Origin of the sequence: Pseudomonas sp. CCI3.1, assembly GCF_034313985.1 — a bacterium.
GTDB lineage: Bacteria > Pseudomonadota > Gammaproteobacteria > Pseudomonadales > Pseudomonadaceae > Aquipseudomonas > Aquipseudomonas psychrophila.
On record NZ_JAVIWO010000001.1, the window covers coordinates 4,786,848 to 4,801,923 of the forward strand.

Annotated in this window: 12 protein-coding genes; 10 read left to right on the forward strand and 2 right to left on the reverse strand. The window is 60.5% G+C overall.

Annotated features, from left to right (window positions below; genetic code table 11):
* Window positions 1-36 precede the first annotated feature (36 nt).
* From RGV06_RS22065 to RGV06_RS22110, 10 genes are all read left to right on the forward strand, one after another.
* Window positions 37-1,776 carry a sensor histidine kinase gene (locus RGV06_RS22065; RefSeq protein ID WP_019827527.1) on the forward strand — a complete coding sequence of 580 codons (1,740 nt, stop codon included), beginning with the start codon at window positions 37-39 and terminating at the stop codon, window positions 1,774-1,776.
* A 201-nt stretch (window positions 1,777-1,977) separates the two neighbouring features.
* Window positions 1,978-3,318 (forward strand): sigma-54-dependent transcriptional regulator, encoded by a 1,341-nt coding sequence (locus tag RGV06_RS22070; protein ID WP_198821213.1) that lies wholly within the window; start codon window positions 1,978-1,980, stop codon window positions 3,316-3,318.
* Between the two features lie 248 nt (window positions 3,319-3,566).
* On the forward strand, window positions 3,567-4,871 hold the full coding sequence (locus tag RGV06_RS22075) for an ABC transporter substrate-binding protein (protein WP_019827530.1): 1,305 nt from the start codon (window positions 3,567-3,569) through the stop codon (window positions 4,869-4,871).
* Between the two features lie 28 nt (window positions 4,872-4,899).
* Window positions 4,900-6,222 (forward strand): ABC transporter substrate-binding protein, encoded by a 1,323-nt coding sequence (locus tag RGV06_RS22080; protein ID WP_019827532.1) that lies wholly within the window; start codon window positions 4,900-4,902, stop codon window positions 6,220-6,222.
* A 220-nt stretch (window positions 6,223-6,442) separates the two neighbouring features.
* On the forward strand, window positions 6,443-7,342 hold the full coding sequence (locus RGV06_RS22085; protein WP_322151396.1) for a branched-chain amino acid ABC transporter permease: 900 nt from the start codon (window positions 6,443-6,445) through the stop codon (window positions 7,340-7,342).
* Between the two features lies 1 nt (window position 7,343).
* Window positions 7,344-8,288, forward strand: coding sequence for a branched-chain amino acid ABC transporter permease (locus tag RGV06_RS22090; RefSeq protein ID WP_322151398.1), 945 nt, complete (start codon window positions 7,344-7,346; stop codon window positions 8,286-8,288).
* On the forward strand, window positions 8,285-9,055 hold the full coding sequence (locus RGV06_RS22095) for an ABC transporter ATP-binding protein (RefSeq protein WP_019827538.1): 771 nt from the start codon (window positions 8,285-8,287) through the stop codon (window positions 9,053-9,055). The genes RGV06_RS22090 and RGV06_RS22095 overlap by 4 nt, the downstream gene beginning before the upstream one ends.
* Window positions 9,052-9,699, forward strand: coding sequence for an ATP-binding cassette domain-containing protein (locus tag RGV06_RS22100; RefSeq protein ID WP_322151401.1), 648 nt, complete (start codon window positions 9,052-9,054; stop codon window positions 9,697-9,699). Before RGV06_RS22095 ends, RGV06_RS22100 begins: the two co-directional genes overlap by 4 nt.
* 8 nt (window positions 9,700-9,707) lie before the next feature.
* Window positions 9,708-10,862 (forward strand): iron-containing alcohol dehydrogenase, encoded by a 1,155-nt coding sequence (locus tag RGV06_RS22105; RefSeq protein ID WP_048350861.1) that lies wholly within the window; start codon window positions 9,708-9,710, stop codon window positions 10,860-10,862.
* Window positions 10,863-10,886: 24 nt separating this feature from the next.
* On the forward strand, window positions 10,887-12,041 hold the full coding sequence (locus tag RGV06_RS22110; protein ID WP_019827541.1) for an iron-containing alcohol dehydrogenase: 1,155 nt from the start codon (window positions 10,887-10,889) through the stop codon (window positions 12,039-12,041).
* Between the two features lie 284 nt (window positions 12,042-12,325).
* Here RGV06_RS22110 and RGV06_RS22115 read toward each other — a convergent pair whose 3' ends face one another.
* Together RGV06_RS22115 and poxB are read right to left on the reverse strand one after the other, a co-directional pair.
* Window positions 12,326-12,673 carry a DUF6124 family protein gene (locus RGV06_RS22115; protein WP_019827542.1) on the reverse strand — a complete coding sequence of 116 codons (348 nt, stop codon included), beginning with the start codon at window positions 12,671-12,673 and terminating at the stop codon, window positions 12,326-12,328.
* Window positions 12,674-13,290: 617 nt separating this feature from the next.
* Window positions 13,291-15,012, reverse strand: a complete 1,722-nt coding sequence (gene poxB, locus RGV06_RS22120; protein WP_046810286.1) for a ubiquinone-dependent pyruvate dehydrogenase — start codon at window positions 15,010-15,012, stop codon at window positions 13,291-13,293.
* Window positions 15,013-15,076: the final 64 nt, after the last annotated feature.

Consider the following 15,076-nt stretch of genomic DNA (forward strand, 5'->3'; position numbering starts at 1 on the left):
CTATGCTGGGGCCATTAAAAAAACAATCAGAATGCCATGACCCTCAATGCCTCCCTCCACGCGTTGCTCCATTGGCTGGCCCGGCCGCACCGCAGCCTGGTAGCGCGCTATACCTTGCTGTCGGTATTCGTGATGAGCATTGCCCTGATCACCCTTGCCGTTCTTTATGAGCAATTGGCCAAGGACCTGCTCAACCGTCTGACCGGTGAGCGGCTTGACGCTCAGGCGCTGTCGACGGCAAACCGCTTGTCGTCATTTCTGGATGACCGTTTTTACCAGCTCTCGGCCCTGTCGAATCATCCCAACATGCCGGACTTCATCGTCGACCAGTCACCCCTGATCAGTGATGTGGACTCGCTGCTCAAGCTTGAGGGGGACTTGCCCTTTATGTACGGGGTGCTGTTTTTCGATGAGCAGGATCGGCTGGTCAAGGTGTTGCCGGGCCAGTCTGCCTCCGGGGAGCCTTACTGGGGCAGTGAGCACTGGTCCATCGCGGGTTTGCCGGTGCAAAAGGTGGGTGATGTCGAGGTCATTGGCCCGCTGCTGCCAAAAGCGGGGGGCTCGGGCAGCTTTCTAATCCGCAAGAGTGTGCGCAGTGGCCGTACCAATCAGCGGGTGCGGATTGCGCTGCATTTACGCCTGGCGTCCTTGACCGAGCTGCTGGTCAGTGCGGGCATGAGCGGTGTGGTTGCGCCGCTGTTGCGCGTACCCGGCGCAGCGTTTGTCGACCCTACTGGGCGACAGGTCAAGGCGCCGGTCCAATGGCATGAAGGGCCGGTCATTCTGCCGGGCTGGCAGTTGGTGTTCAGCGTTGAACCGGGGGCGATCCTCAAGCCGCTCAACGATGCCCGATGGTGGCTGTACTGGGTCGCTGCGGGTTTCATCGGGTTTATCCTGGTCGTATTTTTCACCCTTTCCCGGCAATTGCGTTCACGGGTCAGCACGCTGTTACAGGGCGCCCATCAACTGTCCATGGGCGACCTCACCTATCGTCTGGCCCAGCAACCCCGGGATGACGAAATCAGCCATGTCGCCCGGGCGTTCAACGTGATGGCCGAACGTCTGGCCCAAGTGATGGAAAAAACCGTACGCACAGAAAACCTCGCGGTGCTCGGTACCTTTGCCACCGGTGTTGCCCATGAGGTGCGCAACCCGCTGGCAACCATGAAAACTACCGTCCAGGCCCTGCTGCGCCGTGAGCAAGAGCCGCAACGGCGCCTGTTGCTGAGTGATCTGGTCCAGGAAATCGACCGCCTTTCACGGGTGACCAATGACTTGCTGGAGTACGGCAGACCGCGCCCGGCCATGCCGCGAGAGGTGGCAGTGGCGCAACTATTTGCGCAGACCGCTCACTTGGTGACGCCGCAGATGCAGGCGCGCAACATCGATTTCCAGTGCACTGCGCCACCTGACTTGCGGGTGTTTATCGACCCGGATCAGGCCCAGCAGGTGTTGCTCAATCTATGCCTGAACGCCCTGCAAGCCAGCAGCGAGGGGCAAACAGTCAGGCTCGACGCCGAGCAGTGGCAAGGGCGGGTACGTATCGTGATCACGGATCAGGGGTGCGGGATTTCCGCCGCCGACTTGCAGAATATTCGCCAGCCCTTTTTTACCCTTAAAGCCCGTGGCACGGGGTTGGGGCTGAGCATTAGCCAGCAACTGCTGGAGGCCAACGGCGCCCGAATGGAAATCGCCAGCACCGTGGGCGAGGGCACTCGGGTGGTACTGGATTGCCCGGCTGCTGCGAATGACACAGGCGATGAGCATAATTCGTAGCAGTTGCCGAAGGAACGAAGCCGCGTCCGGCGTGATGCGGCACCCCGACCAAGCTGTCATAAAGTCGGGGCATGCGCGGAGTCAGGTAAATCACACATTCAGGTTTTACGATCGATTCGCAATCGAACGCAGCCTTCGGCTACTGCTACGGGTTTTGTATCGGCCTGAAATCTACAGAGAACGAATTGAAGTGAGTCGCTGATGCCCGATGTTCACGTTTTAATCGTCGATGATGAAGAAGCGCTGGTGCGCTCGCTCAGCTATGCATTGCGCGAGGAGGGTATGCGCATCAGCACGGCCAGCAGTGGTGAAGCGGCACTGCAACATCCCCTGGATGACATCGACATTGTCCTGCTCGATCTTGGCCTGCCGGGCATTGATGGCATGGCCACCCTGGACGGCTTGCGCCAGCGCAGCCCGTTGCTGCCGGTGATCATGATTTCAGCCCATGGTGACACTCGGGCCGCGGTGCAGGCAGTCAAGGGCGGGGCAACGGATTACCTGACCAAGCCATTTGAGCTGGATGACTTGCTTGCCACTATCAGCAGCACTCTGGCCCTTGATGTGCCGGAACCAATCACCAGTGGCGAGTTGGCGGCAGGCCTGCAAGGGCAGAGCGCGGTGATGTTGGCGCTGCATGGGGCCGTGCAGCGTATTGCCCGCAGTTCGGCAACGCGAATTCTGCTGCTGGGCGAATCCGGCACTGGCAAAACGCTGGTGGCCCAGGCCCTGCACGGCTACAGCTCGCGCGCTGGCAGCGCCTTTATCGAGGTCAACTGCGCGGCCTTGCCGGAGCAGTTGATTGAGGCTGAGCTGTTCGGCTCCGAAAAGGGTGCCTACACGGGCGCCCACCAAAAGCGGGCCGGGCTGGTCAGTCAGGCCAATGGCGGGACGTTGTTCCTGGATGAAATTGGCGAGTTGCCCCTGAGCCTGCAAGCCAAGCTTTTGCATTTTCTGGAGAACGGCAACTACCGCGCCGTGGGTGCCAGTCAGGCCAGCAGCGCGGATGTCAGGGTTGTGGCCGCCACTAATCGGGACCTGGCCGACGATGTGCGCCTGGGGCGGTTTCGTGAAGACCTGTTCTATCGTCTGAACGTGATCACCCTGGATATCCCGGCCTTGCGTGAACGTGAAGAAGATCTGCTGCTTCTGGCCCGGTATTTTGCCCAGCGTCAGGCGCTTGAAGAGGGCGTGAGTCCGATCCGGTTCTTGCCTGACAGCGTCGAGCGGCTGCGCCGTCATCGCTGGCCCGGCAACGTGCGCGAGCTGAAGAACCTGGTGGAGCGTCTGACTATTCTTTTGCCGGGGCAGGGGATCAGTGCCGCGATGCTGCCCGTGCAGTTGCAAGAGTCTGCATTGCCCGACAACACGGCGCTGGTGCTGGGCGATCAACTCGAACGTGCCGAGCGTGAGCTGGTCACCGATGCCTTGACCCGTACGGCGGGCCACAAGGGCCTGGCCGCGCAACTGCTGGGGATTTCCCGGCATGCACTCAAGCGTCGCCTGCAACGCCTGGGCATTGAGCGCTCGCCCGAGCGCTAACCGCTCAGGGTTGCGCGCATGTTGAGCGGTTAGCGCTCAACATGCGCGCCAGACGCCAATCTGTCGCCGCGGCCGCAGGCTGCGTCCGGCGTTCATGATTTTCGGTCGCTTCGCAACCGGACGCAGCTTTCGGCAGCGGCTACAAGGCCGTGTTCGCTCTGGTTTACCGGCTTGGCACACCCTTTGCTGTATCCCTCTCGCTGCTTAACAAGAGGCGTTTTCAACGCCCAAAGGAATTTATGCACCCGATGCGTTCATGGCATTTTTGCGTCCTGGCTTTGGCTGGTCTGCTGATGGGTTCGCCTGTGTGGGCCGAGGTCGGTCGACTGGAGCTCGGCGTGCCGGCGGCCCAGGCCGACCTGACGATGGGTTGCCTGTATCCGATGACCGAACGTGCGGCCATCTACGGGCGAGACAGCATTGCCGGGATTCAGGTTGCCCTCGACGAATTGCAGGCCCGCCAGCAGGCCGGTGAACCCGTGCCACGCTTGCGGGTGATCATTGATGATGACCAGTCCAAGGCCTCGTACGGGGTCAGCCTGGCCAAAAGCTTCATCCACAAGGATGGTGTGCAGGTGCTGTGCGGCATGGTCTCGTCCGGGGTCGCGCTGGCAGTCAGCCAACTGGCCCGCCAGGAAAAAGTATTGATGATCGGCACTGATCATGCGTCTTCGCGCATGACCCTTGAAAACGGCCACCCCTATTATTTTCGCGTGACCAACGATACCTGGACGTCCATGGCGGCCGGTGCCCGTTACCTGCAAGCACTGCAGAAAAAAACCGGCTGGAAGCGCCTGGCCTTTATCGGCCCCGATTATGAATACGGTCACGTGTCGCGGGATGACCTGCATGCCGCCCTGAACCAGCTGGGCGTGAAATTCGACGATGTGATTGAGCTCTGGCCGCGCCTGTATGAGCCTGATTACTCGCCCTACATCACCGCGCTGGAACAGTCGAAACCCGACATTATCGTTTCGGCCATCTGGGGCGGCGACTTCCATGCCTTCGTCAAACAGGCCGCGGGTTCCCGCTTGCTGGAAACCTCGCGACTGGCGAACTTCGACACTGGGGCCAATTTCGATTTTCTGGTTGCCCTGGGCGACAAGGCCCCGGCGGGGCTGATCCTGTCTGCCCGGCATCACAACAATTGGCCGGACACCGAGCGCAACCGCTCGTTTGTTGAGCGCTTTCATCGGTTGAACGGGCGCTATCCAACCTATGCCGCCCAAGGCGCCTACACCGGCGTCATGGTGTTGGCCAAAGCCTTTGAAAAGACCGGGGGCGTAACTGACAGCCAGGCGTTGATCCGTGCACTGGAAGGCCTTGAAATCGCCTTGCCGGAAGACCCGCCCGGCACGTACTCGCGCATCGACCCTGTGACCCATCAGATCCAGCAGAGCCAGGCCATTGGCTCGCCGGTCCCCACTACCGCTTACCCGCCTGCCCAACTGATGCTGGGTGACTGGTCGGTGTATTCGGCGCAAGAGCTACAGCTCGACAGCGCCACGCTGAAGCGGCGACTGGCCGCACGAAAACCCGTTGACGAGCCTTAGCCGCTCACTCATCCATCGAGAACCAAGCATGAATAATTCCAAGAAAAGCATGTTGAAACACCCTTTGGCATTTGCCATCACTGCTGCCGGTCTGGCCCTGTCCTTGAGCGCGGGTGTGCAGGCCGCTGAAAACGGCAAGTTCCGCATTGGTATCGTGACCTTCCTGTCCGGTCCGGCGGCCGGTCCGTTTGGTGAGCCGTCGGCCAATGCCGCCAAGGTGCTGGTCGAAGGCCTGAATAAAGGGCAGTTGCCTGCACCCTACGACAAGCTGGGGATCAACGGCGCTGAAATCGAAGTGGTGATCATCGATGAGGCAGGCGGGGCCGCCAAGCAGGTCGAGGAATTCCGCAACCTGGTGCAGCGTCAGAAGGTCGATGCGGTGGTGGGGTACATCTCGTCCGGCGACTGCCTGGCCATTGCGCCGGTGGCTGAAGAGCTGGGGGCGATGACGGTGTTCTACGATTGCGGCACGTCGCAACTGTTCAAGGAAGACAAAACCCCGCAGTACGTATTCCGTACCAGCCTTGATGCGGCAGTGGACAACATCGGCGCGGCGCGATACCTGGCCAAGGTTCGTCCGGATGCGCAGAAGGTCGCCGGCATTCAGCAAAACTACGCCTGGGGCCAGGACAGCTGGAACGACTTTACCCATTCCATGGAGCAGTTGATGCCCAAGGCCAAAGTGGTTGAGTCGCAGATGCCCAAAGTGTTCCAGGGCCAGTACGGCGCTGAAATCTCGGCGATTTCGGTCAAGCGCCCCGACATCATTCATTCCAGCTTCTGGGGTGGCGACATGGAAGCGCTGGTGCTGCAAGCCAACGCCCGAGGTCTGCTCGAAGACGCAACGGCCGTCCTGACTTGCGGCGAGTCGGCCATCGACCGCTACAAGGATCAGGCACCCAACGGCATGATCATTGGCGGCCGTGGCCCGTTCGGCGCCTTTGCCCCGGATAACGAACTCAACCGCTGGTTCAAGGACAAGTACGTAGCGGCTTACAAGACCGCGCCGACTTACCCGGCCAGCAAAATGGCCCAGGCGATTCTCGGCCTCAAGCACGCGGCTGAAAATGCCAAGGTCGAGTCCGGAAAAATCCCGACTCCGCTGCAAATCGCCACGGCGTTCAAAGGCTCAACCTTCGAGTCGGTGTCCGGCACTGTGCAAATGGCTCGAGCCGATGGTCACCAGGCCATGCAGGGCATCGCCTACGGCGAGTACCAGTACGACCCGGCGAACAAAAAAGGCAGCGTGCAAAACGTCATCGCCTTTTCCGGTGAGTGCGTGACCCCGCCGGATGGCACCACTGCGCTGGAGTGGATCAAGGCCGGTTTCCCTGGCGCTCAGTGCAACTGACCACTCTCGGGGATGTGCGTCCTGAACCGATTTTGTAGCAGCTGCCGAAGGCTGCGTCCGATTGCGAAGCGATCGTAAAACCCCGCTCCGGGTTTTGACTGAATGATCGCGTGCGCGGGTTTACGACGACTGCGTCGCCGGACGCAGCCTGCGGCAGCTGCTACGAGTTATCGGGGCGCCTCACGTCCTCCTGCAGAATCAAAGACAAGGTAGGACCTCTATGATGAGTCTTTTCGCGGTGCTGATTGACGGCACCATCTATGCCTCGTGGCTGTTTCTGGTTGCGGCAGGGCTCACGGTGATTTACGGGGTGATGCGCATCCTGAACATGGCCCACGGCAGCTTCTATGCCATTGGCGCCTACACCGCTGCGTCGCTGGTGGGCTGGTATTTCAACAACGGCATTGGCCCGGTCTGGGCTGGCTATCTGCTGATGCTGGGTTGCGCGCTGGTAGCGGGCCTGATCGTCGGCCTGATCATCGAGCGGGGCCTGTTGCGCTTTATGTACGGACGCGACGAAGTGCTGATGGTGATCATCACTTACGCGCTGCTTCTGGTGCTTGAAGACACCATGAAGATGATCTGGGGCGTGAACCCTTACTTCGCTTATCAGCCTTACGCCGAGATGGGCCGCAGCGCCCTGGCCGGACTCAAGGTCTCCAATTACGACCTGATGCTGGTGGGGGTTTCCGCCGTGCTGGGGCTGTGCCTGTGGCTGTGGCTGGAGCGCACGCATCAGGGCAAGGTGCTGCGCGCCGTGATTCACGACCGCGAAGTGGCAATGGCCATGGGGGTCAATGTGCGGCGCATGTTCACCCTGGTGTTTGTGCTGGGCACCATGCTCGGCACGCTGGCGGGCGCGCTGACTGCGCCGGCTATTTCGGTGGTGCCGGGCATGGGGGTGGAAGTCATCGTGCTGGCATTTGCCGTGGTGGTGATCGGCGGTATGGGCAGCATCGAAGGCGCCGCGATCGGTGCATTACTGGTGGGCTTGAGCCGGGCCGCGGCGGTGCATTACGCCCCGGAGTTCGAACTCTTTGTGATTTACGGGGTAATGGCGCTGGTGCTTGCAGTGCGTCCTCAAGGGCTGTTCGGCCGTGTACTGGCGAGGAAAATTTGATATGCGCCTGAGTAAAACCGAATTGATTCTGCTCGGCGTCGCCGTGCTGCTGGCCGCCGGTGGGTTTATCGCGCCGCAATGGCTGGTGTTCCTGCTGACGATGGCGCTGGCCAAGGCCATGGTGGTTCAGGGCGTGGTGATGCAAATGCGCGCCGGTCTGGTGACCTTCGGCCAGGGCCTGTTCTTCTGTGTGGGCGGTTACGCCGTGGGCATGAGCGGGCACTTTCTGGACATCACCGATCTGGCCATGTTGTTGGTGATCGGGGTGGGCGCCGCGGTGCTGTTGGCCATGCTGCTGGGGCTGTTGATGACCCGCTACCGGGAGATTTTCTTCGCCATGCTGTCCTTGGCGTTCTCGATGATCCTCTACGGCGTGCTGGTAAAAAGTTCGGCGCTGGGCAGCACCGACGGCTTTAACGTCAAGGCCTGGACCTTGTTCGGCTGGACCCCGGCTTCAGGGCAAGCGCCGCTGGCGTTGTTTGTCATCATCGTGGCCTGCTCGGGATTGCTGGCGGTGTTGCTGCATCGCTACAGCCGTAGCAGCGCCGGGATGATGTGCGAAGCCATCCGTGAAAACGAAGTGCGGGTTGAATACCTGGGCCAGTCCCCACGCTGGGTGCTGTACATGAACTACGTTGCAGCGGCAGCGGTGTCGGCATTGGGCGGTGGTTTCATGGCCCTGTCTGCCGGGCATATCGACCCTGAAATGGCCTACTGGATCACCTCGGGCGAGTTCGTCTTTATCGCGCTGCTGGGCGGCACAGCCCATGTGGCGGCGCCGTTTATTGCGGCCATTTTGTTTGCAGTGGTGCGTACCTACGCCATCGAGCTGGTGCCACACAGCTGGCAGATGATTTTGGGCTTCACCTTGTTGGCAATCATCATCTTTCTGCCTAAAGGCTTATGGAGCCTGTTCACCGGGCAAGCACGGAGAGCAAAAGCATGACTTGCATCCTCGAAACCAAGGGCCTGTGCAAGTCGTTCGGCGCAGTCACGGCTGCCAAGGATGTGAATGTTCGCATCCATAAAGGCGAAGTGGTCGGCGTGATCGGCTCCAACGGCGCGGGTAAAACCACCTTTATCAACATGGTCACCGGCTACCTGAAACCCAGCAGTGGCGAGATTCTGTTCAAGGGTCAGTCGATCATTGGCCATACGCCCCGGGCAATCACCCGTTCCGGCATGGCCCGTTCGTTCCAGGTGGCGCAGTTGTTCCCGCAACTGAGCGTGCTGGATAACCTGCTCATCGCCGTGTCGGCCGCACAAAGTCCGTTTCCATCGTTACTGGCACCGATGCGTAATGCGTCCCGCATCGCCCAGGCGGATGCGATCCTCGCCGAGTTCGATATCAGCCGCTGGCGGGATACGCCGGTCACGGCTGTGCCGCAAGGCGTGCGCAAACTGATCGACATTGCCATGGCGCTGATCGGCGACCCGCAGATGCTGCTGCTTGACGAACCCACCAGCGGAGTCAGCGCCGAGGAGAAAACCGCGCTGATGGACACCGTGATGCGGGTTGTCGCTCAGCATCAGGTCACGGTGCTGTTCGTCGAACATGACATGGACGTGGTTCGCCGCTATGTGTCGCGGATCATGGCTTTCTACAGTGGTGAAGTCCTGGCCGATGGCGCCCCCGAGGACGTGCTGGCCAACGCACGGGTGCAAGAGTTTGTGACCGGTGGCCCGAACGCTCACAAGAGGGCAGCGCAATGAGTCTGGATATTCGCAATCTGCAAGTTTCGATCGAAGGCGTGCCCATCCTCCATGACGTCTCCCTGCAGGTGGGAAGCGGGCAGATGGTGGGCCTGATCGGCCACAATGGTGCGGGCAAAACCACCCTGATCCGCGCCATCATGGGTCTGCTGGACGCCGATTCAGGCTCGATCACCTTTGCTGGTCAGGACCTGCGCAGCCTGGCCGGTTTCACCCGCGCCGGGGCGGGTATCAGCTACCTGCCCGAAGACCGGCGCCTGATCCCGTCGCTGACCGTGGAAGAAAACATCCTGCTGCCAGTCTGGGCCAACAAATTGGCTGACAGCCAGCGCCGCCTGGAATGGGTCTACAGCCTGATTCCAGAAATCGCCCAGTTCCGTGACCGCAAGGCCATGCAGCTGTCCGGCGGGCAACAAAAGCTGGTGGCACTGGCGCGTGCATTGATGCCGGGCAACAAGTTGCTGCTGCTCGACGAGCCTTTTGAAGGTGTGGCGCCGGTGCTCTCCCGCCGCTTGAGCGAAGTGATCGCCAAGCTGGGGCAGGAAGGACTGTGCGTGCTGATTTCTGAATCTGATGACACTCACTCTGCCGATCTGGTCGATGCGTTGTTTCGCATCGAGCGCGGCAGTGTGACCGTAGGGTAGGGGCCACCATGTCAAAATTTATCTTTGAAACCACTGCGCGGGTGATCTGCGAAATCGATGGTGCGTTGCGCCTTGGCGCCCTGTGTCGCGAATTGAAAGCCGAGCGCGTGCTACTGATCAGCGACCCGGGACTGCTGCGTGCGGGGCTGCTGGATGCGCCGTTGCAAGCCATGCGCGACAGCGGTTTGCAGGTCACGTTGTACAGTGACGTGCAGGCCGATCCGCCTGCGGCATCAGTGCAGGATGCGGTTGAGGTTGCGCGTCAGTGCCGGGCACAGGTGGTGATCGGCCTGGGTGGCGGCAGTTCCCTGGACACGGCCAAGCTGGTGGCCTTGCTCTGCGGCCAGACGCAGTTTTTGGAGGACATCTACGGTATCGGTCTGGCCAAGGGGCCACGCTTGCCGCTGATTCAGGTTCCGACCACGGCAGGAACGGGGTCAGAGGTGACGGCGGTAGCAATTGTCACCACCCCCAGCCATGAGAAAAAGGGCGTGGTCAGCCCCTTGCTTTATCCCGACATCGCTTTGCTCGATGCCCGGCTAACGGTCGGCTTACCCCCAGCGGTCAGCGCCATGACCGGGGTCGACGCCATGGTGCATGCCATCGAGGCGTACACCAGCGTGCACAAAAAGAACGTGTTGTCCGATGGTCTGGCCGTGCAGGCCCTGACCCTGCTGGCCGCCAACATGGACCGGGTACTGGCCGAACCGGACGACTTGCAGGCGCGTTCGGACATGCTGTTGGGCTCGATGCTGGCCGGCATGGCATTCGCCAACGCGCCAGTGGCCGCGGTGCACGCGCTGGCTTATCCACTGGGCGGGCATTTTCATGTCCCTCATGGGTTGAGCAATGCCCTGGTACTGGTTCCCGTACTGAACTTCAACCGCTCAGCGGCCGAACCGCTGTATGCGCAACTGGCCGCGGCGGTGTTGCCGGGGCAGCGGTTTGCCAGTGCGGCTGAGGCTTGCGATGGCTTTATCGATTTCATGACCCGCCTGGTGGCACGCATGCCCTTTGCCCAGCGCCTGCATGAAGTGGGCGTCACGCCTGAGGACCTTGACCGGTTGACCGATGACGCACTGAAAGTTGAGCGGCTGCTGATCAACAACCCGCGTCCCCTCGATCGCGACGATATCTACAGCATCTACGCCTCGGTGCTGTAAGCACGCTCACTCCAGGAGTTAAGCATGAACCATGAATTCAGAAGTGTGCCGCGCATCATCTGTGAGGCCGGAGCATTACAGGAAGTCGGCTCCGTATTCAGAGGCCTGGGTGCACAGCGCGTGATACTGGTGTGTGATCCGGGCATTGTCAGCCTGGGTTTTGCCGGGCAGGCTCAGGCGGTGCTTGAGACTGCGGGTTGCGAAGTGGCAGTGTTTGATCAGGTCGCGCCCGATCCGTCATCGACGCTGGTCGAGCAGGCAGTCAAACAGGCGCAAGGTTTCAAGGCCGATGGCGTGCTGGGGCTGGGCGGTGGCAGTTCGCTGGATGCGGCCAAACTGGTGGCATTGCTGATCAACAGCGAGCAATCCCTGGAAGACTTGTACGGGACCGACAAGGCTCAGGGCCAGCGCACGCCGCTGGTGTTGATGCCCACCACCTCGGGCACCGGTTCTGAGGTGACGTGGGTCTCGGTGATTACCGACGCTCAACAGCGCAAACAGGCGGTTTATTCGCCCCAGTTGCTGCCGGACGTGGCGATTCTCGACCCGCAACTGACCCTTGGTCTGCCAGCGAAAGTGACTGCGGCTACGGGGCTGGATGCGATGGTGCATGCCATTGAGGCCTACACCAGTCGCACCCGTAAAAACCCGATTTCTGATGGGCTGGCAACATCGGCCTTGGCGCTGCTCGGTGCCAACCTGCCCAAGGTTCTGGCCAACGGTCGGGACCTGGAAGCGCGTACCGCCATGTTGCAAGGTTCATTGATGGCTGGCATGGCGTTCGTCAATGCGTCGGTAGCGGCCATTCATGCGTTGGCCTACCCGCTGGGTGCACGGTTTCATATCCCTCATGGCCACGCCAATGCCCTGGTCATGGCGCCGGTGATCCGTTTCAACCTGGCCAGCGCTCAGCGCCACTACGCCGAACTGGCCGCGCACCTGCTGCCAGGCCAGCATTTTGACAATGAGGCCAGCGCCGCCGAAGCGTTTGTCCAGGCCGTTGAGGGGCTGGTCAAAGACAGTGGTCTAGAGCAGCGCCTGTCGAATTTGAACGTGGATCAAGCGTCACTGCCGGTGATGGCCAGCGAGGTGGTGGTGGGTATTCGTCGGCTGATCGACAGCAATCCCTGTGACATGACCGAGCAAGACGTGGAGGCCATTTACCGAAGCATTTACTAGTGGAACCCGTCGCAGCCTCGCTTCGCTCCTCAGCGACTACAGGTTTCGTCGTCAACTACGCGTCGTAGCAGTTGACGAGTAGAACGAGGCTACGTTCGATCGAGAAGCGGTCGCAAAGCCAGTACACGCGGTATGCCTGATAAACCGTGAAAGCTGATTTTACGACGGCTACGTCGGGGTACCGCATCACGCTGGACGCAGCCTCGTTCTACTCGTCAGCTGCTACAGAAACCCTTCCGTCATTGAGCAATGACGCGCCTGTCGCCAATCAGGCGCGTGCTGCTTCAGTGCGTTGCCAGTGTGTCCAGCGACTTGTCGACATACCCCTTGGCCAGCTCCACCAAGTGCATGACCGACAACACCAAATCGCGCGCAGGCCCGCTCAGGCCATTCCCCGCCTCATTCGCGCAAGCACCCGCACAGCGCAACAAGTCTGACGCCTGGGCCAAAGCCGCTTCTGAATTGACACTGTGCGGGATGGCCAGCATGGCCGTGCCTATAGGGCGATAAGGCTTATGGTTTTGCAGGTAGTAATTGAGCGCACGTTCGACGGCGGCACGGTCCAGCAACGGGTCGTGACTGTCAGCAGCATCGAGGGGTAAAGCAGGGGGATCGGGGGTGATTTTTTTCATGGCGTAACTCCGATTGTACTCAAGGAGCTGCCAGCACTCGCGACTAAGCAAATGGGAGGCAGCCGTGCGCAGGTTAGTCGACCGGTACATTCGGAAAAACCGGCGCGCTCGAAGGCGCCCTGCGCACGGCCACCATAAAACGCAGGCCGTAAAAAAGCGCCTCGCGGAGGTGGCGCCTTGCGCCGAATGTACACGTCGGGCGACTAAACCCAACCGCTGTTTTGCAGCGATTGGCCGAGACTATTCCCCGAAATGGACAGGCGCAAGCGAGCGGAATCTTCTCGGATGTTTCACAAGAATGAAAGCGAAACGTCGTACGAAATGACTGATTTCCAAGGCCTGAACACCCCGTGTAGTCGCTGCCGCAGGCTGCGATAAGGGCCGAAGGACCTTCAAGCAGGGTCGCTGCGCAACTCCTCGCAGCCTCGCTTCGCTCCTCAGCGACTACAGGTTTCGTAGTCAGCTGCTACGGATCGCGAGTACCACCCACCTCGCCCCAGGGGCGAAATCAATATTTCAGTTGGACACAAATGCTGGATATGTAATCGAAATACCTGTTTTGCGCGCAGCCACTAGAGGCGCGCGTTTGACCGGCATCAGAGTACCTACAGAATTGCTCAACGCCACAAATTGACTTTGGCCAGATCGATCAGCTCCCGTGCGCGGCCGTCCATCACTGTTTTGAGCATAAACAGGCCGAAACCCTTGGCCTGTTCGAAGGTTTTGGTCGGCGGCATGACCAGCTCCTGACGAGCGCTGACCACGTCCACCAGCACCGGGCCATCGTGGCTGAGCGCTTCACGCAACGCCGCTTCCAGCTCTGCGGGATGCTCCACCCGAATCCCTTTCACGCCCATGGCCTGGGCCATTGCCGCAAAGTTCGGGTTTTTCAGGTCGCAGCCTACATCCGGGAAGCCCGCTGCTTTCATTTCCATTTCCACAAAGCCCAGGGTGCCGTTGTTGAGCACAATGACCTTGATCGGCAAACCCACCTGATTGAGGGTCAGAAAGTCGCCCATCATCATGGTGAAACCACCATCGCCAGACATTGAAATGACCTGGCGATCAGGGAATGTGGCTTGCGCACCGATGGCCTGCAGCATGGCATTGGCCATGGAGCCGTGGTTGAACGAGCCGATCAGGCGACGTTTGCCGTTCATCTTCAAATAACGAGCAGCCCACGCGGTGGGCGTGCCGACATCGCAGGTGAAAATCGCATCCTCTGCCGCCAGCTCACTGACCAGACGATTGAGGTATTGCGGGTGGATGATCGAACTGTCGGGGCCGCTTTCAGCCAGTGCATCGAGGTCGTCGCGGGCTTTTTTGTAGTCATCGCGGGCAGCATCGAGGTGGGCGCGATCCGGGTTTTGCATCACTTTGGGCAGCACTGCTTCAAGCGTCAGCTTTACATCGCCCAGCAGCCCCAATTGCAGCGGGCAACGGTTGCCCAGTGCTTCAGGGCGCAAGTCAATTTGTGCGATATAGCTGTGCTGCGGGTAAAACTGGCGATACGGAAAATTGGTCCCGAGCATCAGCAAGGTGTCGCAGTTCATCATCGCCTTGTACCCCGAGGCGAAGCCGATCAGGCCGGTCATGCCGACGTCATAAGGGTTGTCGTATTCGACATGTTCCTTACCGCGCAGGGCATGCACGATGGGCGCTTGCAAGCGTTCGGCCAGTGCCAGGATTTGCGCATGGGCGCCGGCACAGCCTGCGCCGCACAGCAGCGTGACTTTCTTGCCATCATTGAGAAACGACGCCAGCCGGTCGATATCGGCCGGGGCAGGGCAAATCATCGGCTGGGCAGGCTTTAGCCATTGCGGCACCTTGGCCTCGGTGGCCTGCAGCGCCACATCGCCGGGGATTACCACCACCGCCACTCCGCGTTTGGCAATGGCCATGCGCATGGCCCGCTCCAGAATCTGCGGCAACTGCTCGGCGCGGGACACCAACTCGACGTAGTGGCTGCATTCCTTGAACAGGCTTTCAGGGTGGGTGGCCTGGAAGTAATCGATACCGATTTCACTACCGGGAATATGGGCGGCCAGTGCCAGCACCGGTACACCGCTGCGATGGGCGTCGAACAGGCCATTGATCAAGTGCAGGTTGCCTGGTCCGCAACTGCCGGCACATACCGCCAGCTCGCCGGTCAGATGGGCCTCGGCCCCGGCGGCAAAAGCGGCGGACTCCTCGTTGCGCATATGGATCCACTCGATCTGCTCCTGGCGGCGCAGGGCATCGGTAAACCCGTTGAGGGAATCGCCCACCACGCCAAACACGCGTTTTACGCCGGCTTGCTGCAGGGTTTCGGTGATGAAATCGGCAACCGTTCTGGTCATGGGGCTGGCTCCTCGAAGCAGTAAGGTGGATCAAGCAGGATAGACACTGCATGCGACCTTGCCG